Here is a 22,206-nt window from a genome sequence, read left to right on the forward strand (position 1 = left end):
TCACCTGAAGAATCGTCGCAATTCTGGCATAGCCGTAGTGAATCGATCGCAGCAGGTGCCGGAACAGGCGATAATCTCGCGCTATTCCACTGACGCACCTATTCCGATGCTAGATCCGGCCCTGCTTCGCCAACACCCCGCCGACCTTGCCGAGCGCCTGCGAAGCACGCGCAGCTTCGATTTGAACATTGCGGAACTGGAGTTGCTGGAGAGCGAGCGCAAGCGTATCCAGGTGCGCACGCAGGAACTGCAGAGTCAGCGCAATTCCAAATCCAAGGCGATCGGGCAGGCCAAGGCCAAGGGCGAAGATGTGGCCGCGCTGATGGCCGAAGTGGCCGGGTTCGGCGATGAACTCAAGGCGTCCGAAGAGGCGCTGGATGCGATTCGCGCCAAGCTCGAGGGTATCGCGCTTGGCCTGCCCAACCTGCCGGCCGAGGATGTGCCGCTTGGCAAGGACGAAAGCGAGAACGTGGAGCAATCGCGTTGGGGCACGCCGCGTCAATTCGATTTCGCCGTCAAGGACCATGTGGAACTCGGCGCGCCGCACGGCTGGCTGGATGGCGAAACGGCAGCCAAATTGTCGGGCGCGCGGTTCACCGTGCTGCGTGGTCCGGTCGCGCGTCTGCACCGTGCCTTGGCGCAATTCATGCTGGACCTGCATGTGGGCGAGCACGGTTACGAAGAAACCAACGTGCCGCTGCTGGTCAATGCCGATTCGATGCGCGGCACCGGTCAGCTGCCGAAATTCGAAGACGATTTGTTCCAGACCGAAGTGGGCGAGTCGCGCCGTTACCTGATCCCCACCTCCGAAGTGCCGCTGACCAATATCGTGCGCGATGAGATCATCGACGCCGAGCGTCTGCCATTGCGCATGACCGCGCATTCGATGTGTTTCCGCGCCGAAGCCGGCAGTGGTGGCCGCGATACGCGCGGCATGATCCGCCAGCACCAATTCGAAAAGGTGGAGCTGGTGACCGCCTGCGCGCCGGAAGACAGTGATGCCGAGCATCAGCGCATGACGCGCTGCGCCGAAGTGGTGCTGGAACAACTCGGCCTGCCGTATCGCAAGGTGCTGCTGTGCACCGGCGACATGGGGTTTTCCGCGATCAAGACCTACGATCTTGAGGTATGGCTGCCTTCGCAGAACACCTATCGCGAAATTTCGTCCTGTTCCAATTGCGGCGATTTCCAGGCGCGGCGCATGCAGGCGCGCTGGCGCAACCCGGTCAGCGGCAAGCCGGAGTTGCTGCACACGCTCAACGGATCCGGCACTGCCGTGGGCCGCGCGATGATCGCGGTGATGGAGAACTACCAGAACGCCGATGGCTCGATCGATGTGCCGCAGGTGCTGCGTCCGTACATGGGCGGGCTCGAGCGGATCGGCTGAGTGCGGGTAACCGGAGGACGGCGCTCACAACCAGGCGGCGCGGGCGGCGTTCGGTGCGCATATCGCTTCGGGCGCTGCGGTTGCCCGGTTAGATCGACACTTGTCAGACGCGTGCTCGCTACGCTTGGCAGCTTCCACACATGCGAGTGTCGAATGGAGTCTGCGATGTCTGGCGCACATGGTGCGAGGGCGTTTGAGCGCGAGCTTCTTTGCTATTGGAAATCGACACAAAAAAACGGGACCAGCGGTGGTCCCGTTTTTCGCTATGGCAACTCGCAGTCATGACGACCTTTCAACGCGTCAACCCGTCACGCCGCAGGCTTACGCGCTCACAGCAGCCTCTTCTTCCTCACCCAGCCCGGCCAGCGCCGAGGCCAGCGCATCGGCGCGATGCTGCGGCGAATACGCCACACCCTCTGCGCGCACGAAGCTGATGTCGTCGATGCCCAGGAAGCCCAACACCTGGCGCAGATACGGCTCCTGAAAATCGTTCGTCGGATCGGCATACAAGCCACCACGCGCGCTGGCGATGATGACGCGCTTGCCGCCGGCCAGGCCTTCCGGACCATTGGCGGTGTACTGGAAGGTGCGCCCGGCAACTGCAATGCGATCGATCCAGGCCTTGAGCGTGGAGGGGATGGCGAAGTTGTACATCGGTGCGCCAATCACGATGACATCGGCCTGCAGGAACTGCTGCATCACCGCTTCGGCGGCCGCGGCCTCTGCCGGGTCGGTCTGCGCCAGCGTCTGCGCGGTCAGATGCGGAATCGGGTCGCGGTCGAGGTCGCGATACGACACGTCCACCTCGGGATGGCGCCGGCGCTGCTGCTCCACGACGGCGGCGCTGAGCACGCGCGTGACGGAATTGGCGCCTAGCGCGCTGGAATCGAGGTGCAGCAGTTTCATGACGATGACCTGTGGCAAGCGGCAGCGCCGCGGAGGTGTGCAGCCTAGGTCGTTGCTCTGTTGGAATAAAGGTGGTTAAATATCACGTATCGTTCTATCCATGGATACTTGTGCCATGCACGACCTGAATGACCTGTATTACTTTGCGATGGTGGTGGATCACGGCGGCTTTGCCGCTGCCGAGCGTGCGCTTGGCATCCCCAAATCGCGCCTGAGCCGGCGCATCAGCCAACTCGAGACCGACCTGGGTGTGCGCCTGTTGCAGCGCTCCACGCGCCGTTTCGCGGTGACCGACGTCGGCACCAGCGTGCACCGGCACGCGCAAACCATGCTTGCCGAGGCCCAGGCTGCGCGCGAGGTGGTGGATCGTCTCAGCGCCGAGCCGCGCGGTCTTGTACGTGTGAGCGTTCCTGTTTCGCTTGCGCAGATCCAGTTGCCCAAGTTGTTGCCGGAATTTTTGGCCAAGTATCCCAAGGTGCGGCTGCAGCTCAATATCAGCAATCGCCGCGTCGATGTCATCAACGAGGGCTACGACATTGCGCTGCGCGTGCGCTCGCGCCTGGACGACGACGGCAGCCTGGTGATGCGCAGCTTCGGACAGGTGCAGGAACTGCTGGTTGCCAGCCCCAAATACCTGGATCGCGCCGGTCGCCCCAAGGACCCCAGCGAGCTGGCCAACCACACCACCATGAGCACCAGCGAAGACGAAGCGCATCAGCGCTGGGAGCTGCACGGCCCGAACGGCGAAATGCGCCGCGTCGATCTGCAGCCACGCCTGGCCGGCTTCGACTTCCCGCTGCTGCAATCGATGGCGCGCGACGGCTTCGGCATCACCATGCTGCCGGAAACCGTGTGCGCCGAAGCGGTGCGCAGCGGCGAGCTGGAAGTGGTGCTGCCGCACTGGTCGCTGCCGCAGGGCATCTGCCATGCCGTGTTCGCCTCGCGTCGCGGCCTGCTGCCGGCGGTGCGGGTGTTCATCGACTTCCTGGCCGAACACCTGCCGCAGGAAATCGAACGCTCGCGCCTGGATTGCGGCGGCAATTGCGCTGAGTTGGCTGAAAAGCTCAAGCGTGCCGCAGGCACGGCGCCGCGCCTGGTGGTGGCCGAGGCGGGCTGAGCGTCCGTGACAAAGCTGGCCAAGGCTGGGTTGGCGGTCGAGGCTGGCCGGCACGTACGTTGGCAGTTCGCTAGCTGCTGCGCAGCCAGTGCGCTGCAGATGTTCGGCAGGTTGCCTGTGTGCTCAGGCATCTTCGCCGACCATGCGGGGTAGTGGCCGAGTACCATCAAGGGAGCGGCACGCTGCGCCAGCTGACGGCGTTGGTGTCATTGAGCAAAACGCGCCCGGGCATGCGAGAATGCGCGCCCGGGAGCGATCCTGGGAGAACGGCCGCACAGATGTTCGTGCGGCCACAGACAGGGCCACCCGCGCAAGGCGGGTTGCCCGCGTGACATCCGGCGCCTTCGGCGGTCACGCGCAGCAGCATCGGAGAGATGGCCGAGCGGTTTAAGGCACCGGTCTTGAAAACCGGCGAAGGGTCAAACCTTCCGTGGGTTCGAATCCCACTCTCTCCGCCAACGCGTCGCTGCAAATCGCTCCGCGCCGTGACGCTTCCCCAACGCACACCGCCCGTCTCATCTTCTGTCCCGCACTCAGCGCGATGGTCCCCTGACGATCAATGTGTCATCGAGCTGATCGCTCAGCGACGCGGTCGACCGTGTCGTGCAGATGGTCGCGCTACCAGCGCACCGCTGCCACCGCATTCAGGACGATCTGGAGCGATCAGCCATTACCTTGCTACGGGAATTGCACGCGCTTAAAAAGCCGATGAGCCAGATCCGCGTGCGGGAAGAGGTCGCGTGCCCATCACTTGCTGTGGGCGCTGGCAGTGCTAGTGCTGTATTGCCACTCCGCCTAACTGCTGCTGCGATGCATGACACCTCTCCCCTGATCAACACCGACGCGCCTGGGCTGCAGGCCGCTGGCGATACGGCCGGGATGCTCTGGACAATCGGTCATTCCACCAGGACCTGGGAGGCGTTCGTCGCGTTGTTGAGCGCGCATCGGATTAAGGCAGTGGTGGATGTGCGGCACTTTCCGGGCTCGCGTCGCTACCCTTGGTTTGCCAGCGACACGATGGCGCATGCACTGGACGCGGCGTCGGTGCGCTATCTGTGGCTGCCCGAGCTGGGTGGACGGCGCAAGGCGCAACCCGGGTCGCCCAATGGCGCGTGGCGCAACGCGGCGTTTCAGGGCTATGCCGACCATATGACCAGCGCCGACTTCGGCGCCGGGCTGGAGCAGGCGACCGCCATGGCACGTGAGCGGCGTACGGCGCTGATGTGCGCCGAAGCACTCTGGTGGCAATGCCATCGCCGCCTTATTGCGGATCTGTTGCTGCACCGGAGGTGGCAGGTGCTGCACATTCTTGGCGAGACCGCGGTGCAGCCGCATCAGTTGAATGCCGATGCGCGCCCGGTTGGGCGCGATCTGATCTATCCGCCGCGACAGGTTGGTCTGTTTTCTGCCGGTTAGGCGCTTGCGGTAGGTCGAGCCCCAGATGATCGCCGCGACCGTCGCTGGTGCGTCGAACGCTATCGCGCGGACTCACAGCACCGTTGCGTTGACCTTGAAGACTTCCACTGCGCGGGTGAGTTGCGCGGAGTGCTGTTCCAACGCATGCGCGGCGGTGCTGGCGGCTTCGACCAGGCGCACATTGTGTTGGGTGGTCTCGTCCATCTGCGCGATGGTGTGATTGACCTGTTCGATACCGCCGGCTTGTTCCTGCGAGGCGGCGGAGATATGGGCCATGATGTCGGTGACGTGCTGGACGCTGGTGACGATTTCGCCCATGGTGGTGCCGGCCTTGTGCACGAGGGTGGAGCCGTCGGCGACGCGTTGTACGGAATCGTCGATGAGCCGCTTGATTTCTTTTGCCGCATCCGAGGAACGGTGCGAGAGCGTGCGCACTTCCGATGCAACAACAGCGAAGCCGCGGCCCTGTTCGCCGGCGCGTGCGGCCTCCACCGCGGCATTGAGGGCCAGGATATTGGTCTGGAAGGCGATGCCGTCGATGACCGAAATGATGTCGGCGATGCGTCTGGACGAGGCTTCGATGCCGGACATTTGTTCGATCACCTGGCCGACCACGTCGCGGCCTTCCGAGGCGATGGCGGCGGCGCCGCGTGCGAGCTGGTTGGCGCGGGTGGCATGTTCGGCATTCTGCTTGACGGTGGAGGTCAGCTCTTCCATCGAGGCAGCGGTTTCTTCGAGGCTGGCGGCCTGTTGTTCGCTGCGCTGCGCCAGCTGCTGATTGCCGCTGGCGATATCTTCTGCGGCGAAGCTGATGCTGTTGGAGGTTGTCTGGATGCGGGTGACGATGTCGGTGAGGCGGTGCACGGTGCTGTTGGCATCGTCACGCATGGAGGCGAACACGCCGTGGAAGTTGCCGGACATGCGCACGGTGAGGTCGCCATCGGCGATCGCGCGCAGCAGCCCGGAGAAGCTGGCCAGGTTGGTATCGGAGGTGGCCATCATGGTGTTGAGGTTTTCCACCATCAGGCGAAAATCGTGCTCGAACGTTTCCGCCTTGCCGCGGAGTGCAAAGTCGCCTGCGCAGGCGGCCTGGGTCAGTTCCTGGATCTGCGCGTTGATGGCCTGCAGGTTGCGCTTAACCTGCTGCATGGTGGCGGTGATGGCGGATTTTTCGCCCGGATACTGCTCGATGTCCTGGGTGAGATCGCCAATGGCGTAGCTGCCCATGACCTGGGTCATGCGCAATTGGGTCTGCACGTGGGCGTGTACGAGTGCGTTGGTGTCTTGCACCATGTCGCCATATTCGCCGGGAAAACCCTGTGGGTCGGTGCGGTAGCTGATTTCGCCGGCGTCGTGGCGCGCAGCCATGCTGCGTTGCGCCCAGATCACCTCCTGCAGGCGTCGCTGCATCTGCTGCATGGCGCGCAGCAGTTGCCCGGATTCGTCGTTGCCGGTCGCTGCGTCCTGGCTGCGCAGATCGCCGTCGTTGATGCGCTGGGCCAGGCGCAGCGACTGGCGCAGCGGCAGCACCACACTGCGCGTGAGCAGGAACGCGATGGTGGCGCCCAACAGCAGGGCGACGACGGTGGACATCACCATCAGCATCGCAAAGCCGCGCGCGGTGGCAACGGCCTGCCTGGCGGCTTGGCGGTTCTTGGCTTCCTGCAGGTCGATGAAGGCGTTGATGCTGGCCAGCCAGGCAATGAAGGCCGGGCGCGCTTGCTGCAGCAGGTGCTGTTCTGCCTGCGCCTTGTCGGCCGCATCGCGGAACGCGCGCACTTGCGCGATCAGCGGCAGGGTGCGCTGCTCGACGGATTTGATCTGCCGGAGAATGTCTTTCTCTTTTGCATCGGTCGAGCTGGCGATCATGTCGTCGAGCGGTTGCGCAGCGCGTGCGTAATCGGCAGCGAGCTTGTCGATCGATTGTTCGGCGGCGTGGCGCTCTGCGGGGTCGTCCATGAGTACGACGTCGCGCAGAGCAATTGCGCGGTCGTGGACGCTGCCACGGAAATTGATCGCGTAGCGTTGCTTGACGCTGTTGACCTCATTGATGGCGGTGAGTTGCTGGTCGATGCTGCGAACGCGTTGGATGCCCACCACGGTCAGGATCACCATCAAGACGATGATCGCGAGAAAGCCCAGGGCCAGGCGCTGTCCAATGCGCAGATTCGGGAAGAGATGCATAGGTGTTCGATCGGTGTTCCGACTGGCGGAAGAGCGGGGAGTCCCGGCAACGGCAGGGAGACGAATACGCACGCGACAGCGCAAGAGCCAGCGCAACGGCCGCCGCTCAAATGGTGTCTCGACGTGTTCGTTAGCGACCTCTAGCAGTGGAACTGAAGGCGTAGCGTCTGCCGGTTCAGGTGCTGGTGGGGCTGCCCAATGCGCCGGGACACTCGTCGTTCCTGCCTGCACGCTGCCGCCGGCGGCTTACCGGCGCCTGCAACGGCGCTTAGGGATAACGCGAGAGATCCGGCGCCTTGATCGCCGGCGTCATCCACTTTGCAGCGAGGTTCTGCACGCTTGGCTGGCTGGCGAGTTTGAGCGCGCCATGCAGCAGGTGGATGCCGAGCCGGCTATGCGGGTTCATCAGGCGTGGGCCGATCTTCGGCACGCCCTGGGCCTGCTCGACCATCGGGCGCATGGCGGTGGCGTAGGCAGCGAAGGCCGCGTCCAGCGTGGCGGCCTGGGCGATTTCGTTGGCCAGAACATACGCGCCGGTCACTGCCAGGGTGGCGCCGATCCCGGCCAGTGGCGTGGCGCACCAGGCGGCATCGCCGGTAAGCACGGTGCGACCGCTATGCCAACGCTGCATGCGCACCTGGCGCAGGGCATCGAAGTAGAAGTCGTCGGTGCCATGCATGCCATCGAGCACGCGCGCCGCCTGCCACCCGGCGTCGGCAAAGCGCTCGTGCAGGTAGGTCTTCTGGGCGTCGATGTCCCAGTCTTGTTCGCCTTCGGGCGGTTTCTGCAGCGAGAGCATGGCGCGCGTGGTGCCGTGTCGGTCGGGTCGCAACGAGATGCTGCGCCCGCCGGTGGTGTGGTACCAGCGCCACAGCGGGTCGTCGTCGGCGCTGCGCGGGATGGTGAAGTAGGCGATGGTCAGATCCATCCAGCGCGGATCGTTTTCTCCCGGGAAGACCTGTTCGCGCGTCGAAGAGCCCACGCCTTCGGCGACGATCACCGCGTCGAAGCGTTCGCTGCAACCGCTTTCTAAGGTGACGGTAGCGGCATCGCTGCCGGCAGCGTCTTCGATGCTGGCGATGCGGTCGCCGAAGCGGTACGTCACATGGCCGCGCGCGGCATCGTAGAGCAGGCGGGCCAGATCGCCGCGCAAGATCTCCAGTTCGGCGGTCGGGCCATCGCCATCGATGTCTTCGGTCTTGAAGGTGGCGACGGCCTGGCCGTGCGCGTCGATCCAGGCGGTGCCTTTTTCGCCGGTTCCCTGGGCCAGCGCGGCCTGTTCCAGGCCCATGCGTTGCAGCACCTCACGGCCGACACCACGTACGTCGATGTTCTGGCCGCCATCGCGAAACCGGGTGGCGCGTTCCACCACGGTGACATCGAAGCCGCGATGGGCGAGGGTCCAGGCGGCAGTGTTGCCGGCGATGCTGGCGCCGGTGATGAGGATACGACGCGGCATTGCTGTCATCCTGGCAGGAAATATCAGGCATGATATTACACGCCCTGGCCGTGGCGCTCCATGTTCGCGATCAGCCGGTGCATCAACGCGACGGTCTGCTGCACCTCGTCGGCGGAAAAGCCTTCCAGCGCCACCGCGTTCATACCCAGCAGTGCCTGGCCACCGAGTTCGGCAATCTTGCGCCCGCGGGCGGTGAGCGCCACCAGCGCGGCGCGGCGATCCTGCGGGGTCGGGGTGCGCTTGATGAGCTTCAGTCCCTCCAGCTTGTCCAGCAGTGCCACCATGGCCGGCTGCTTCACGGCCGATGCGATGACCAGGTCACGCTGCAGCATCGGGCCTTTCCAGGACAGCAGCATGATCGGGCCGATCAGCGCCAGCGACACGCCGTGCGGCCGCAGTTCGGCGTCGACCAGGCGGTTGAAGACCCGCGCTGCATGGTTGGCCAGATACCCCGGCGCGATAGCAGCCTGCGGATGGATGAGTTCATACTGATCAAGCATCTGTAAGACCGTGCGTTGTCCTGTGGCTATCGGGCAATGGTACGTCTCCTGCAGTGCGGCATGGCGCTCGTTGCCGCGTGGCACCGCGTGCACGCCCGGCGGCTTGGCTGCCGGGGCGATATCGCGTCGCTGCGCGGCCCGAAGACGGCACGGCCCCATGTGCGCGGGCCGACGGCTGTACCGGCCGTGGCGCAGGCTGCGCGCTGCCGCAGACGCAGGAGCGCAAGCTGCCTGGTTCAGCCATCGCCTGCGGGCGTGGCTGGACGCCACCAGCCGTAGGCCAGATGATGGGCGCGAGCGCGCGGCTCGGTCTTGCCGACGCGTCATGCGCCTGCGGCGACCTGGTCTTTTCAACGGTTGGACATGATGTACGGATGGATGATGGAGAAGCTCGCAGCAGGCGACCTCGCGGTCGTGCACGTTGCGTGCTGGAGCGGCGACCTGCGTGTGGACACAATGCAGGTACGCCCTCTATGAATGCGGGATTTCCGCACGGCAACAGCGTCATGGCGCAGGCGGTACGCAGCCACGACTGGGCGGCGAGCCCGCTGGGACCCGCCGCTCAGTGGCCATCGCCGTTGCGCAATGCGGTCGATCTGATGCTGGGTTCGCCCGAAAGCATGTATGTGGTGTGGGGCGATGCGCTGACCTTTTTCTACAACGACGCCTACACGCCGATCCTGGGGCCGCGCCAGGCGCAGGCGCTGGGCGCGCCGCTGCGCGTGTTGTGGGCCGATGCCTGGGAGGCGGTGCGCGAGCCGATTGAAGCGGCGTTCGCAGGGCAGGCATCGCGCTTTGAGGAAGTGCCGATCGGCATGAACCGCTACGGCGTGCCGGAGCAGACCTGGTGGACGTTCTCGTTCTCTCCGATCTATCTGGACGATGGCCGGGTGGGCGGCGCGTTCTGCGTCACCAATGAAGTCACCGCGCGCAAGCTGGCGCAGGCGCGGCTGGCCGACGAACACGAGCGCCTGATCCGCTTGTTCGAGCAGGCGCCGATGTTCATGGCGTTCCTGAGCGGGCCGCAGCACCGGGTGGAGTTCGCCAACCCGTGTTATTCGCGCCTGATCGGCCACCGCGATGTGATCGGGCGGCCGTTGGCCGAGGCGCTGCCGGATGCGGTGGAACAGGGACATGTGCGTCGCCTGGACGAGGTGTACCGGTCCGGGCGCGCGTTTTCGGCCAATGCGCTGCCGTACAACGTGCAGGCGGTGCCCGGTGGTCCCGCCGAGCGACGCTTGCTGGATCTGGTCTATCAGCCGATCGCAGGCGCCGATGGCACCATCTCCGGCATCTTCGTGCAGGGCCTGGATATCACCGACCGCATCAGCCTGGAGCGCGCGGTGCGCGAGGCCGAAGTGCGCAACCGTCAAATCCTGGACAGCGTGATGGACTACGCCATCATCGCCACCGATATGCACGGGCGGGTGACGTCGTGGAACGAGGGTGCGCGGCGCATTCTGGGCTGGAGCGAGGTCGAGATGCTCGGGCAAACGCTGCAGCGCACCTTTACGCCGGAAGACGTCGAGCAGCGGCAGATGCTGATCGAGGCCGCTGCCGCGCTGGAAAGCGGCAGCGGCATGGACGAGCGCTGGCACGTGCGCAAATCCGGGGAGCGGTTCTGGGCCAATGGCTCGCTGATGGTGTTGCGCGAAGAAACCGGCGAGGCGATCGGGTTCGTCAAGGTGTTGCGCGACCGCACCGCCGAGCGGCTGGCCAGCGAAGCGCTGCAAAAGAGCGAGCGGCGCCTGGACGCACTGGTACGCGCGTCATCGCAATCGATTTTTTCCGCCAGTGCCCACTGGCGCGAATGGCGCCAATTGGTCGGCGACGGTGTGCTGAGCGATGCGGTGTCGGCCACGCCCGACTGGCAGGCGATGGTGCACCCGGACGACCGCGCGCGATTGGCGCAAGCGCTTGCGCAGGCGACTGCCACCAAGTCTGGTGTGGATGTGGAATACCGGGTGCTCGGCACGGATGGGCAGGTGGGCTGGACCTTGATGCGCGCGATTCCGTTGCTGGATGAGCGCGAACAGATCGCCGAATGGTTCGGCACCTCTGCCGACATCACCGACAAACGCGTGGCCGAAGAGCAGCTGCGGCAACTGACCGAGACGCTGGAAGAGCGCGTGCGCGAACGCAGCGCGGCGTTGTTGCTTGCCGAAGAGAAGCTGCGTCAGAGCCAGAAGATGGAAGCGGTGGGGCAGCTGACCGGCGGGCTGGCGCACGACTTCAACAATCTGCTCACTGCCATCAGTGTCGGCCTGGAGTTGCTGCAGACGCGCATCGAACAGGGCAAGTACGACCGGCTGGAGCGCTATGTGGAAATGGCGCAATCCAGCGCGGCGCGCGCCACTGCCTTGACCCAGCGGTTGCTGGCGTTTTCGCGCCGGCAGACGCTGGCGCCCACCGCGCTGGATGTGGAGGAGCTGGTGCGTGGCATGCACGACATCATTGCGCGCACGCTGGGGCCGTCGATCGCGCTGCAGCTGCGTCCGGCAGACCAAGCGTGGCAGGTGCTGGTGGACGCGCCGCAGCTGGAAAACGCGCTGCTCAATCTCTGCATCAACGCGCGCGATGCCATGCCCGATGGTGGGCAGCTCACCATCAGCCTGCACAACCGCGCGCTGGATGCCGCTGCCGCCCAGCAGCTGGAGCTGCCGCCTGGCGATTACGTGTGCCTGAGTGTGCAGGACACCGGTACCGGCATGACGGCCGAGGTCATGGCCAAGGTGTTCGAACCGTTTTTCACCACCAAGCCCATCGGCCAGGGCACCGGGTTGGGCCTGTCGATGATCTATGGGTTCACTCGACAGTCCGGCGGGCATGTGCGCATCGATTCGGAAGTGGGCGTGGGCACCACCATGGCCTTGTACCTGCCGCGCTTCACCGGCGTGCTGGCGCAAGACGACGTGGCACCTGCTGATGCGCCGCTGCAGCGCAATGCTGCGCACAGTCGCACCGTGTTGCTGGTGGAGGACGAAACCGCGATTCGTGTCTTGATCTCCGAAGTACTCACCGAAGCCGGCTACCGCGTGATCGAAACCGCCGAGGGCAGTGCGGCGGTGGAGCGCTTGCGCTCGCAAGAGCACATCGATGTGCTGGTGACCGACGTCGGCCTGACCGGCGGCCTCAATGGGCGACAGGTTGCCGACGCCGGGCGGCAATCGCGTCCTGCACTGCCGGTGCTGTTCGTCACCGGCTATGCGGCCAGCGCCGCGGTGGGCGCGGGCCAGCTCGACGATGGCATGGAAGTGTTGACCAAACCATTCCAGGCCATCGAGCTGGAGCGGCGGGTGGCGCAGTTGCTGGAGCGTCGCGCGCGCTAATCAGGTGCCGGTGCTGCTGCGAGCCGCTCGTTGCACCGGCATCGATCGCCTGAGACATGCGTATCGCAGCGAACGTGGCGCAAAGACGCAGCGGGCGCACGCGGTTGGGCCTGCCTAGAGCGCCGTCTGTACGATGCCCAGCAGATCGCGCAAGGAAAATGGCTTGGTCAAAAGACGCATGCCGGTATCCAGAAAGTCGGCACGTTTGGCGATTTCGCCTGCGTAGCCAGTCATGAAGACGATGGGCATTGCGGGGTAGAGCATGCGCGCCTGATCGGCAAGGTCGCGCCCGTTCATGCCGGGCAGGCAGATGTCCGACAGCAGCAGATCGAACGGGCATGCCCTGGTCAGTTGCGTCAGCGCGTGTTCGGCGTCTGCAGACGCCACCACGTGGTAGCCCTCGTCGCCAAGAATGTCTGCAGCCATCTCGCGGATTGCATCGTCGTCTTCGACCAACAGGATGCGTGCGTTGGGTAATGCGTGAGCCACTGCGGTCCTCGAGCGATCGCAATGCTACGATGCTTCGAGATGCACATTAGGCGCGCCTGCGTGACGGCGGCGTGCGATGCTGCAACACGATGCGTTCACCGCTGTTGCCAACGCCATGCGCCACCAGTCGGATGATCGAAAAACAGCGCAATTCTGCTGATCTGCGATACCTGCAGCAGCGATGCCGTGAATCGCGTCAAGCAAAGCAAGCTGATCAGTTCAGTCGCGCCCACCGGCCAATAACGCGCACGTGTTAAATTCAGCTCTATGAAGAACGTGACGCCGATGATCGCAAACCGCATCACCACTGGCAGCACCGGGCTCGACACTATCTTACGAGGTGGGCTGCCCGCAAACCGTTTGTACCTGCTTGAAGGCCAGCCTGGTGCGGGCAAAACGACGCTTGCACTGCAGTTCCTGCTGGATGCTGCGGCCAAGGGCGAGAGTTGCCTGTATGTGACCTTGTCGGAAACCATCGACGAGCTCACTGAAGTGGCTGCTTCGCACCATTGGTCGTTGGAGTCCCTGCATATCTTTGAGCTGGCATCAGCAGAGGCCTTCCTGGGCGAAGGGCGGCAGCAATCCATCCTGCATCCGTGGGAGATGGAGCTCGATGGCACCATCAAGCTCATCCAGGCCGAAGTGGACCGGGTGAAGCCGACGCGGGTGGTGTTCGATTCGTTGTCCGAGTTGCGCCTGCTCGCGCAGGATTCGCTGCGCTATCGGCGCCAGGTGCTGGCGCTCAAGCAGTATTTCGCGCCGCGCAACATCACGGTGTTTCTGGTGGACGATCTCACCGGCGAAAACGGCGAGCGGGATGCGCATTTGCACAGCCTGTGCCACGGGGTGATTTCGCTCGAGCGCACGACGCTGGAGTTCGGTGCGGCGCGGCGCCGCATGCAGGTGCGGAAATTGCGTGGCGTGGATTTCATCGCCGGCTATCACGACCTGGCCATCGTCACCGGCGGCATGCGTATCTATCCACGTTTGATCGCCTCCGACCACCACCGGCCATTTATCGGCGAACCGGTACCAAGCGGCGTGGAGCGTATCGATGCATTGCTGCACGGCGGCCCGTTGCGCGGGACCAGCACGCTGCTGACCGGGCCAGCCGGCTCGGGCAAGACCAATCTGGCCCTGCAGTTCGTGGTTGCCGCATGCGAGCGCGGCGAGCATTGCTGCGTGCTGGAGTTCGACGAGCGCACCGGCACCTTGTTGAAGCGTGCCGAAGGCCTGAGCATGGATCTGCGCAAATATATGGACGCGGGTCTGCTGGAGCTGCATCAGATGGATCCGGCCGAAGTCACGCCGGGCGAATTCGCCTGGACGGTGCGTGGCAGCGTGGAGGAGCGCGCGTGCCGCATTCTGGTGATCGACAGCCTCAACGGGTATCTGGCGTCGATGCCGCAGGAAAAGCAGCTGATGTTGCAGATGCACGAGCTGTTGTCGTATCTCAACCAGAGCGGGGTGACCACGTTCCTGATCAACCCGCAGCAGGGGCTGGTCGGCAGCATGGCGACCAGTAGCACCCTCAATGTCTCCTACATGGCCGACACCGTCGTCTTGCTGCGCTTTTTCGAGGCGAAAGGACGCATCCGCAAGGCGTTGTCGGTGATCAAGAATCGCAGTGGCGCGCACGAAGATGCGATTCGCGAATTGCGCATCGGCAGCAGCGGTCTTCAACTGAGCGAGCCGCTGGAGAAATTCCACGGCGTGTTGACCGGTACGCCGCAGTTTGTCGGAGACGACGGCCCGTTGCTGGATCGTCCCCTTGAATATCTGTGACGCGGACGGCTCCATCGTCCATATCATCGCGCCGTTCGGCCGCGACGCGCAGAGCATTGCCAGCATCGTTGGCGAACGCGGGCTGACATGCCGGGTCCATGCCACGCTGGGCGCGCTGGCAGGCGACCTGCACGATGGCTCCGGCGTGGTGGTACTGACCGAAGAAGCCATCCGTGGCGACCTGCATGCGCTGTCGCACATCCTGCAAGGCCAGCAGGCCTGGTCGGACATTCCGTTCGTGTTGTTGCGTACGCCGCGTGGCGCGTACAACCGCAGGCAGGTGCGGCTGCCGGCCGACATGACCAACGTCATCGAGTTGGAGCGGCCGCTGAGCTCGGCTTCGTTGCTGAGCGCCATCTCCACCGCGTTGCGCGCACGGCAGAAGCAGTTCGTCATCCGCGACCAGCTGGCGCAGTTGGCCGAAAGCCGCACCGCGCTGGCGCAGAGCGAGGCCGAACTGCGACGTGTCACCGATGCGCTGCCGGTGCTGATCGCCTTCATCGACAAGAACCTGATCTACCGCTTTGCCAATCGTTCGTACGAAGACTGGATTGGTGTGCCGCCTGCCGATGTGATCGGGCGGCCGCTGGTGGATGTGGTGGGGCCTGCGGTGGTCGAACAGCGCCGCGCCTGGATCGAGGCCGCATTGGCCGGGCAGACATTGACCATCGAGACCAGTTGGCCGCATGCCGATGGCCGGCGCCGCGATGCGGAAATCCGCTACATGCCGCGCTTTGATGCAGATGGCAAGGTGGATGGATTCCATGTGTTCGCCACCGATGTGACCGCGCGTGCGCTGGCGCTGGAATCGATCCAGCAACAGGCCAACCTGCTGGAAGCCAAGGTGGCCGAACGGACCGCCGAGTTGCAGCAGCAGATGCTGGCGCGCGAATCCAGCGAAGCGGCACTGCGCCAGGCGCAGAAAATGGAAGCAGTGGGCCAGCTCACCGGCGGCATCGCACACGATTTCAACAACATGCTCACCGGCATCCTGTCTGCGCTGGATCTGGCGCGGCTGCGCATCGACCAGGGGCGTACCGAAGGGCTGGGTCGCTTTCTGGATGTGGCCTCTGCCTCGGCATTGCGCGCAGCTGCGCTCACCCAGCGCCTGCTGGCATTCTCGCGGCGTCAGTCGCTACAGGCGCGGGATCTGCAGTTGAACGATCTGGTGGTGTCGCTGCAGGAGTTGCTGGCGCGCACGTTGGGCGAATCGGTGCGCCTGGAGATCGATCTCTGTGCGGAACTGCCGCAGGCGTACGTTGACGAGAATCAGCTGGAAAGCGCACTGATCAACCTAGCCATCAACGCGCGCGATGCCATGCCCGACGGTGGGCAGCTGCGTATCGCAACCCGGCAGCTGCAGGTGGAAGATCAGCCGCTGGAACTCGGGCGTGGCATCGCCTTGGCGCCGGGGAATTACGTGGTGGTGTCGGTTGCAGACACCGGAACCGGCATGCCCGCCGACGTGCTTGAACGCGTGTTCGAGCCGTTCTACACCACCAAGCCGATCGGCCAGGGCACCGGCCTGGGCATGTCGATGATCTACGGCTTCATGCAGCAGTCCAACGGGCAGGTGTGGGTGGAGTCGCAGCCGGGCGCGGGCACCACGGTCAGCCTGTATCTGCCCGCCGGGGTTGCGGCGCAAACCGCAGTGCCGCAGACGCAGAGCGATGCGGTGCTGGCAGGGCAGGGCCAGCATGTGCTGGTGGTGGAAGACGACGAGCAGGTGCGGCTGCTGGTCACCGAACTGCTCAGCGAGCTGGGTTACCAGGCCGACGTGGTGGCCGACGCGGACGCGGCACTGCCGATTCTTGCCTCGGCACGGCGGATCGACCTGCTGGTCACCGATGTCGGACTGCCGGGCCTCAACGGACGCCAGTTGGCCGAGATCGCGCGGCAGTCGCGGCGCGATCTGCCGGTGATCTTCATGACCGGCTACGCGGAAACGGCGCGCGACCGTGGCGAATTTCTCGGCGAAGGCATGAGCATGATCGCCAAGCCATTCACGCTGGGCGAGTTCAGTGGAAAGCTGCACGATGTGCTGGGGCCTTCGGCCTGAGTGCAGCTAACGCGATGTAGCGAGCCGGTCGAACGTGGATGATGCAGGGGAGCGGCGTATACGCGTGCTCGCTTTCGCTCTTGCGTGGCGATCTGTCTGCCTCGCGATTGCCCGGCCTTTCCGGCAGATGCGCTCCAGCTGGCACGCTGGCGCGAGAGGCTGCAATGCGATGACGTGCGTTCTGCCGCAACTGTACGGCACGATGCTTAGCACTTGATTGCACGATGCGATGACGCGGAGTGTTTGCGCCAGGTGCCGCGTCTTGCGCGTGAACCGGCTGCTTGGCATTGCGCACGCGCTGTGCAATTGCGCTGCAGTGCAGCCATCGCAATCAAGCCGCATCGCGCAGGATGCGTTGCTCAGCGCGTCCCACGCGCGGATTGCCGCGCGCTGGCCATCGATTCGGCCACCGCGATCTTGTCTGCCACCGCCTTCTGCATCGGCGATCCGGTTTCCAGCAAACCGTGCAGATGCCGCCAGTGCGCAGTGGCGGCGGCGAAGTCCTGCTGCTGAAAATCGCTGATGCCTAGCAACCAGAGTCCACGCTGGTTGTCCGGCTCGCGTGCGATCACCTGCTGCAGGCGTGTGCGCGATGCGGCGTCGATGGCGAAATCGGCGTGCGTGGCCATATCCGCCGCCACCCAGCCCACAATGGCGGCGCTGATGTCGGGAGCGATCTTGAGCACTTGTGCATACGCCTCGCGCGCCTCGGCGGGTCGGTCGTTCTGCTCGAATGTCTTGGCCTGCTGCATGAAGCGATCCAGCGCCTGCGCCTGCGCATCGGCAGGGGTGCTTGCCGCTTGCGCCTGCCCTGCATCCGCAGAGGGTGGCAGCGAGGCGACTTGCGCTGGCTGCGCTGCATACACCTGCGTGACGATCGCCTCCGGCGCGCCCACCAGCCGGTACAACCCGGCCGTGGCCAGCGGCAGGCCCAGTCCCAGCAGAATTGCCAAGCGGTAACGCGCACGACCGCTGCCGGTTGGGCGGCGCAGCAGCGGTGCCAGCAACAGCAGCAAGGCCAGCGCCACCAGCACGGCGCTTGCGATATAAAAACCCGCCATCACCATTGGTCCTCCACTTGCGGCGCCACCGGCGTGCCGGCGCGCGCACGGGTGCGCACGGTGTGGATGACCACGCCGGCACCTGCAAGCAACATCAGCGCCGGCCCGAACCACAGCAGCCAGGTGCCGCGTGTGACCGGCGGGTCGTACAGCACGAAATCCGAATAGCGATCGACCATGTACTGCTTGATCTGCGCATCGCTCTTGCCGGCCTGCAGTTGCGCGAACACCTGATGCCGCAAATCGCGCGCCAGGCTCGCGTTGGAATCGGCCAGGTTTTCGTTCTGACATACCAGGCAGCGCAGTTGCGCGGTCAAGCGCTGGTAGCGCGCCTCCTCGCTGCGGTTCTTGAACGGCAGCGGATCCACGGCCTGCGCTGCCAACGAGGGCGCCAGCAGCATGCCAAGCAGCAACACCAGCAACAAACGCACACGGCGGCCTTGCGCGCGCCAATGCCAGCGCCAATGCCACAGTCGTGTGTGACGCGCCGCCATCACGGCGTACCCTTGGGCAGCGCGGCGATGGCCGGAAGCAACTCGTCGTTGATGGCATCCGGGGTCAGCACGCCGATGTGCTTGTAGCGGATCACGCCCTGCGCATCGATCAGGAACGTCTCCGGTGCGCCGTAGACACCGAAGTCGATGGCGGTCTGGCCGGCTTCATCGGCGATCACCACTGCATACGGGTTGCCGAGTCGCGCGAGCCAGGCGATGGCGTCGGCGGGCACGTCCTTGTAGTTGTAGCCGATCAGCGGCACGCCAAGCCGGCTGGCCTGGGCCATCAACACCGGGTGTTCGTGCACGCATTCGGCGCACCAGCTGCCGAACACATTCAACACGTAGGGTTTGCCCAGCAACTGGTCACGACCGACGCGTTGCGCCGGGTGGTCCAGCCGCGGCAACGAGAACGCCGGTGCCGGTTTGCCGATCAACGGCGACGGTACGTCGCGCGGATTGTGCTGCATGGTCCGCAGGATGCCGACGCCGAACAGCGCCGCCAGCAATACGAAGCCCAGCAAGGGCAGCAGACGATTCACGGGTGCGATTCCTGTGCGATGACGAGCGCTGGTTGCGCCGGAGAAGCGGCCAAGGGGTGTGCAGTCACCGGTGCACGAAAGCGGCGTGCGCAGGCGCTGACGAAGCCGCCGAGCATCATCAGCAGGCCACCGGCCCAGATCCAGCGAATGAAGGGCTTGTAGTACAGGCGCAGCGTCCAGTCGTTTTCGATGTGCTCATCGTCCAAGGGCTCGCCCAGCGCCACATACAGGTCGCGGGTGATGCCGGGATCGATGGCCGATTCGGTCTGGATCCGCTCGCTGCTGTACAGGCGTTTTTGCGGATGCAGTTGCGCGACCACCTGGCCGTTGCGGCTGACCTGCACGCTGCCTTGTTCGGCTTTCCAGTTCGGCCCATCCACCAACTGCACGCCATCGAAGCGGAAGCTGTAGCCGGCGATCTGCGCGCTCTGGCCGGGCGACAGCCGTACATCGCGTTCCACCGACAGGCTTTCGGAGACCAGCACGCCGGCAACGAACACCGCCACGCCCGCATGCGCGATCAGCATGCCGGCCATTTCCGCCGGGAAGCGCCGCCCGCGCGGCATGTCGCGCCAGCGTTTGACCACGTACAACGCGGTGCCCGCAGCCACCCATGCGGCCACACCCATGCCGGCGATCGCCTTGGCCTGGCCATCGGCAAACACACTGCCGACCAGGGCGCAGGCGATCGCGGCGATGCCTGCGCGTGTGCCGAGTGCTTTCAACGGTGCGGCTTCGGCCTTGCCCCAGCGCAGGTAGGGGCCGAACGGCAGCAACAGCACCACCGGCAACATCAACAACGGAAACAGCAGGCCGAAGTAGGGCGGCCCGACCGAGACCTTGCCCAGCGCAAACGCGTCGGCGATCAGCGGGAACAAGGTGCCCAGCAACACCATGGCCGCGGCCACGGTGAGCAGTAGGTTGCCGATGAGAATGCCGGTTTCGCGCGAGGCGGCGGCAAAGGGTTTGCCGCTGGCGATCTTGGGCGCGCGCAGTGCATACAACAGCAACGAGCCGCCGACGACGGCAACCAGAAAAATGAGGATGTACAGGCCACGGCGCGGATCGGCCGCAAACGCGTGCACCGAGGTCAGCACGCCCGAGCGCACCAGGAAGGTGCCCAGCAACGAGAGCGAAAACGCCAGGATCGACAGCAGGATGGTCCACGCGCGCAGGCTGCCGCGTTTTTCGGTGACCGCCTGGGAGTGGATCAACGCAGTGCCGACCAGCCAGGGCATGAAACTGGCGTTTTCCACCGGGTCCCAGAACCACCAGCCGCCCCAGCCCAGTTCCGCATAGGCCCACCAGCTGCCGGCGACGATGCCGGCGGTCAGGCAGGCCCAGGCCACATTGGTCCACGGCCGTGCCCAGCGCACCCAGGCCTGTTCCAGTTCGCCGCCGAGCAATGCCGCCACTGCGAATGCGAAGGCCACCGAAAACCCGACATAGCCGGTGTACAGCACCGGCGGGTGGAAGGTCATGCCGGGGTCCTGCAACACCGGATTGAGTTCGTTGCCATCCAGCGGAATCGGCGACAGCCGCCCGAACGGATTGGAGGTCAGCAGGATGAAGGCCAGAAAGCCCACCGAAATCAGCCCCAAGATCGCCAGCACGCGGGCGGCGAAGTGCTGCGGCAGGTGCCGGCTGAAGGCGGCCAGCAGCACCGTCCAGGTGGCGAGGATGGCGATCCACAACAGCAACGAGCCTTCGTGCGCGCCCCACACCGCCGCAACGCGGTAGTACCAGGGCAGGGCAATGTTGGCGTTGGCGGCGACGTAGCCCACCGAAAAATCCAGCGACAACAACGACCAGGCGAGCAGGCCGAACGCCATCCACACGAACACCGCCTGGCCCACCGCCGCAGGCCGCGCGACACCCATCAACGCGGTGTTGCCGCGCCACGCACCGATCAAGGGCACTACACCCTGGGCGAGCGATAACAGCAGTGCCAGGATCAGTGCGATCTGGCCAAGTTCAGGCGTCATGGGCGGATCGCAAGGCGAAACGGAAGGGAAGTCATGAGGTGCGTGGCAGCGACCGAAAGCGCATCAACGCGGTGCGGTCAGCGGCGTGGCGGTGGCGGGGAGTGGTTTTCCGGCATGGCCTTCGGCCATGGCGTCCTTCAGCTCTTTCGGCATGTAGGTCTCGTCGTGCTTGGCCAGCACTTCGTTGGCGACGAAGTGCCCGCCCTGCATGCGCCCGTTGGCGATGACCGACTGGTTGTCGCGAAACAGATCCGGAAGAATGCCGGTGTACTCCACCTGGGTGGCCGCGTTTTTATCGATGACGGTGAAGCTGACTTTCAGCGAATCACCGGCACGCTGGATCGAACCGGCCTTGACCATGCCACCGAGCCGGAATTGCTGGTAACCGGCGGCTTCCCCCGCGCTGACCTGGCTTGGCGTGAACAGGTAGCTCATGTTCCGCTGCAAAGCGAACACGATGAGCGTGACGGCCAACGCGGCGGCGCTGAGTACACCGATCACCCACCACAGACGTTGTCTACGCGTGGCGTTCATGGCGCGTCGCGCTCCAGTGCCGGTGCCGGTTGATCGCGTGCACGACGCGGCACCTGCCGCTGCAACTGGCCGCGCAGTTCACGCGGCAAGCGGCGGCGACGCAGCCAGGGCGCTGCAAGATCGGCCAGCAGCACCAGCACGAATACTGCATAAGCGGTCCACACGTATTGGCCGTAGCCGCCCATCGCCAGAAAAGCGCTCATGCGCTGCGCTCCGTCAACACGATGCGGCGGACCCAGTCCTTGCCGCTTTCAAGCGCCAGCAAATCCACCCGCACGCGGCCGAACAGGCTCGCAACGTAATAGCACTTGGTTGCCAGCATCATGGTCAGCAGCGGCCACAGCATGTCTGCGCTCATCTTGGAGGGGCCGAGCAGGCGCACGGTGGAACCCTGGTGCAGCGTGTTCCACCACACCACTGAGTAATGCACGATGGGCAGATTCACCAGACCCACCAGTGCGAGCAAGCCGGCCGCGCGCATCGCCTGGCGGCGGTCTTCCACGGCGTAATACAGGCCCAGCACGCCCAGGTACAAAAACAGCAGCAGCAACTCGGAGGTGAGCCGCGCATCCCAGGTCCACCAGGTGCCCCACATCGGCTTGCCCCACAGCGCGCCGGTGCACAGGGTGATGAAGGTGAAGGCTGCGCCGATCGGCGCCGAGGCCATGGCGACCACTTCGGCCAGTTTGATGCGCCACACCAGCGCAATGAACGCCGAAACGCCCATTGCCGCGTAGATGAAAAGACTCATCCAGGCGCTGGGCACATGGATGAAGATGATGCGGTAGGCATCGTGCTGCTGGTAATCCGGCGGTGCCAGTACCAGGCCGCCGTAGGCTGCGACCGCGCCGAGCAACGCGGCCAGCCCCAGCGCCCACGGGCGCACGCTGCCGGCGACACGATAGAACGTCGGTGGCGAGCTGAGTCGATGCAGCCACAAGGGAATCCACTTGGCCATG

At 64.9% G+C, this 22,206-nt stretch carries 19 protein-coding genes, 1 tRNA gene and 1 pseudogene; 7 read left to right on the plus strand and 14 right to left on the minus strand.

Annotated elements, in window-relative coordinates:
* The first annotated feature begins 106 nt into the window (after window positions 1-106).
* Window positions 107-1,387, plus strand: a complete 1,281-nt coding sequence (gene serS, locus HLH45_RS13065; RefSeq protein WP_008574929.1) for a serine--tRNA ligase — start codon at window positions 107-109, stop codon at window positions 1,385-1,387.
* Window positions 1,388-1,708: 321 nt separating this feature from the next.
* Here serS and HLH45_RS13070 read toward each other — a convergent pair whose 3' ends face one another.
* Window positions 1,709-2,293 (minus strand): FMN-dependent NADH-azoreductase, encoded by a 585-nt coding sequence (locus HLH45_RS13070; protein WP_011347050.1) that lies wholly within the window; start codon window positions 2,291-2,293, stop codon window positions 1,709-1,711.
* 100 nt (window positions 2,294-2,393) lie between these two features.
* Here HLH45_RS13070 and HLH45_RS13075 point away from each other — a divergent pair, with 100 nt between their 5' ends.
* The 3 genes from HLH45_RS13075 to HLH45_RS13085 all read left to right on the plus strand — a co-directional run bounded on the left by HLH45_RS13075 (window position 2,394) and on the right by HLH45_RS13085 (window position 4,826).
* Window positions 2,394-3,410: a LysR family transcriptional regulator gene (locus HLH45_RS13075; RefSeq protein WP_003485786.1), complete on the plus strand. Its 1,017-nt coding sequence runs from the start codon at window positions 2,394-2,396 to the stop codon at window positions 3,408-3,410.
* Between the two features lie 368 nt (window positions 3,411-3,778).
* Window positions 3,779-3,868, plus strand: a tRNA-Ser gene (locus HLH45_RS13080).
* 352 nt (window positions 3,869-4,220) lie between these two features.
* A complete protein-coding gene (locus tag HLH45_RS13085) occupies window positions 4,221-4,826 on the plus strand; it encodes a DUF488 domain-containing protein (protein ID WP_008574932.1) in 606 nt (201 codons plus the stop codon).
* A gap of 72 nt (window positions 4,827-4,898) precedes the next feature.
* Here HLH45_RS13085 and HLH45_RS13090 read toward each other — a convergent pair whose 3' ends face one another.
* The 4 genes and pseudogenes from HLH45_RS13090 to HLH45_RS21650 all read right to left on the minus strand — a co-directional run.
* Window positions 4,899-7,010, minus strand: a complete 2,112-nt coding sequence (locus HLH45_RS13090) for a methyl-accepting chemotaxis protein (protein ID WP_008574933.1) — start codon at window positions 7,008-7,010, stop codon at window positions 4,899-4,901.
* A gap of 268 nt (window positions 7,011-7,278) precedes the next feature.
* Entirely contained in the window at window positions 7,279-8,469 is a 1,191-nt protein-coding gene (locus HLH45_RS13095) for an FAD-dependent monooxygenase (protein ID WP_008574934.1), read from the minus strand.
* A 35-nt stretch (window positions 8,470-8,504) separates the two neighbouring features.
* Window positions 8,505-8,969, minus strand: a complete 465-nt coding sequence (locus tag HLH45_RS13100) for a MarR family winged helix-turn-helix transcriptional regulator (protein WP_033478918.1) — start codon at window positions 8,967-8,969, stop codon at window positions 8,505-8,507.
* 42 nt (window positions 8,970-9,011) lie between these two features.
* A pseudogene (locus HLH45_RS21650) lies at window positions 9,012-9,181 on the minus strand (MarR family transcriptional regulator); the annotation flags it as partial.
* Window positions 9,182-9,442: 261 nt separating this feature from the next.
* Here HLH45_RS21650 and HLH45_RS13105 point away from each other — a divergent pair.
* Window positions 9,443-12,298 (plus strand): hybrid sensor histidine kinase/response regulator, encoded by a 2,856-nt coding sequence (locus tag HLH45_RS13105; protein ID WP_008574937.1) that lies wholly within the window; start codon window positions 9,443-9,445, stop codon window positions 12,296-12,298.
* Window positions 12,299-12,412: 114 nt separating this feature from the next.
* On the opposite strand, the gene HLH45_RS13110 is transcribed toward HLH45_RS13105, so the two are convergent.
* Together HLH45_RS13110 and HLH45_RS13115 are read right to left on the minus strand one after the other, a co-directional pair.
* A complete protein-coding gene (locus HLH45_RS13110) occupies window positions 12,413-12,757 on the minus strand; it encodes a response regulator (protein ID WP_031422223.1) in 345 nt (114 codons plus the stop codon).
* A gap of 125 nt (window positions 12,758-12,882) precedes the next feature.
* The gene (locus HLH45_RS13115) at window positions 12,883-13,116 is read right to left on the minus strand and encodes a hypothetical protein (RefSeq protein WP_008574939.1); all 234 of its coding nucleotides are present in this window, start codon (window positions 13,114-13,116) and stop codon (window positions 12,883-12,885) included.
* Here HLH45_RS13115 and HLH45_RS13120 point away from each other — a divergent pair.
* Together HLH45_RS13120 and HLH45_RS13125 are read left to right on the plus strand one after the other, a co-directional pair.
* Entirely contained in the window at window positions 13,055-14,572 is a 1,518-nt protein-coding gene (locus HLH45_RS13120; protein ID WP_031422225.1) for an ATPase domain-containing protein, read from the plus strand. The genes HLH45_RS13115 and HLH45_RS13120 overlap by 62 nt on opposite strands.
* Window positions 14,559-16,631, plus strand: a complete 2,073-nt coding sequence (locus HLH45_RS13125) for a PAS domain-containing hybrid sensor histidine kinase/response regulator family protein (RefSeq protein WP_008574941.1) — start codon at window positions 14,559-14,561, stop codon at window positions 16,629-16,631. Before HLH45_RS13120 ends, HLH45_RS13125 begins: the two co-directional genes overlap by 14 nt.
* A gap of 359 nt (window positions 16,632-16,990) precedes the next feature.
* Here HLH45_RS13125 and HLH45_RS13130 read toward each other — a convergent pair whose 3' ends face one another.
* The 7 genes from HLH45_RS13130 to ccmC form a co-directional block, all read right to left on the minus strand.
* Window positions 16,991-17,698: a tetratricopeptide repeat protein gene (locus HLH45_RS13130; RefSeq protein ID WP_008574942.1), complete on the minus strand. Its 708-nt coding sequence runs from the start codon at window positions 17,696-17,698 to the stop codon at window positions 16,991-16,993.
* Entirely contained in the window at window positions 17,692-18,189 is a 498-nt protein-coding gene (locus tag HLH45_RS13135) for a cytochrome c-type biogenesis protein (RefSeq protein WP_033478914.1), read from the minus strand. The genes HLH45_RS13130 and HLH45_RS13135 overlap by 7 nt, the downstream gene beginning before the upstream one ends.
* Entirely contained in the window at window positions 18,186-18,728 is a 543-nt protein-coding gene (locus tag HLH45_RS13140; RefSeq protein WP_008574944.1) for a DsbE family thiol:disulfide interchange protein, read from the minus strand. The genes HLH45_RS13135 and HLH45_RS13140 overlap by 4 nt, the downstream gene beginning before the upstream one ends.
* Window positions 18,725-20,713, minus strand: coding sequence for a heme lyase CcmF/NrfE family subunit (locus tag HLH45_RS13145; protein WP_008574945.1), 1,989 nt, complete (start codon window positions 20,711-20,713; stop codon window positions 18,725-18,727). The genes HLH45_RS13140 and HLH45_RS13145 overlap by 4 nt, the downstream gene beginning before the upstream one ends.
* Window positions 20,714-20,776: 63 nt before the next feature.
* Window positions 20,777-21,247 carry a cytochrome c maturation protein CcmE gene (gene ccmE / locus HLH45_RS13150; RefSeq protein ID WP_008574946.1) on the minus strand — a complete coding sequence of 157 codons (471 nt, stop codon included), beginning with the start codon at window positions 21,245-21,247 and terminating at the stop codon, window positions 20,777-20,779.
* Window positions 21,244-21,450, minus strand: coding sequence for a heme exporter protein CcmD (ccmD, locus tag HLH45_RS13155; protein ID WP_008574947.1), 207 nt, complete (start codon window positions 21,448-21,450; stop codon window positions 21,244-21,246). The genes ccmE and ccmD overlap by 4 nt, the downstream gene beginning before the upstream one ends.
* Window positions 21,447-22,205 (minus strand): heme ABC transporter permease CcmC, encoded by a 759-nt coding sequence (gene ccmC, locus HLH45_RS13160; protein WP_008574948.1) that lies wholly within the window; start codon window positions 22,203-22,205, stop codon window positions 21,447-21,449. The genes ccmD and ccmC overlap by 4 nt, the downstream gene beginning before the upstream one ends.
* Between the last annotated feature and the right edge of the window lies 1 nt (window position 22,206).

Origin of the sequence: Xanthomonas euvesicatoria, from assembly GCF_013112235.1 — a bacterium.
GTDB lineage: Bacteria > Pseudomonadota > Gammaproteobacteria > Xanthomonadales > Xanthomonadaceae > Xanthomonas > Xanthomonas euvesicatoria.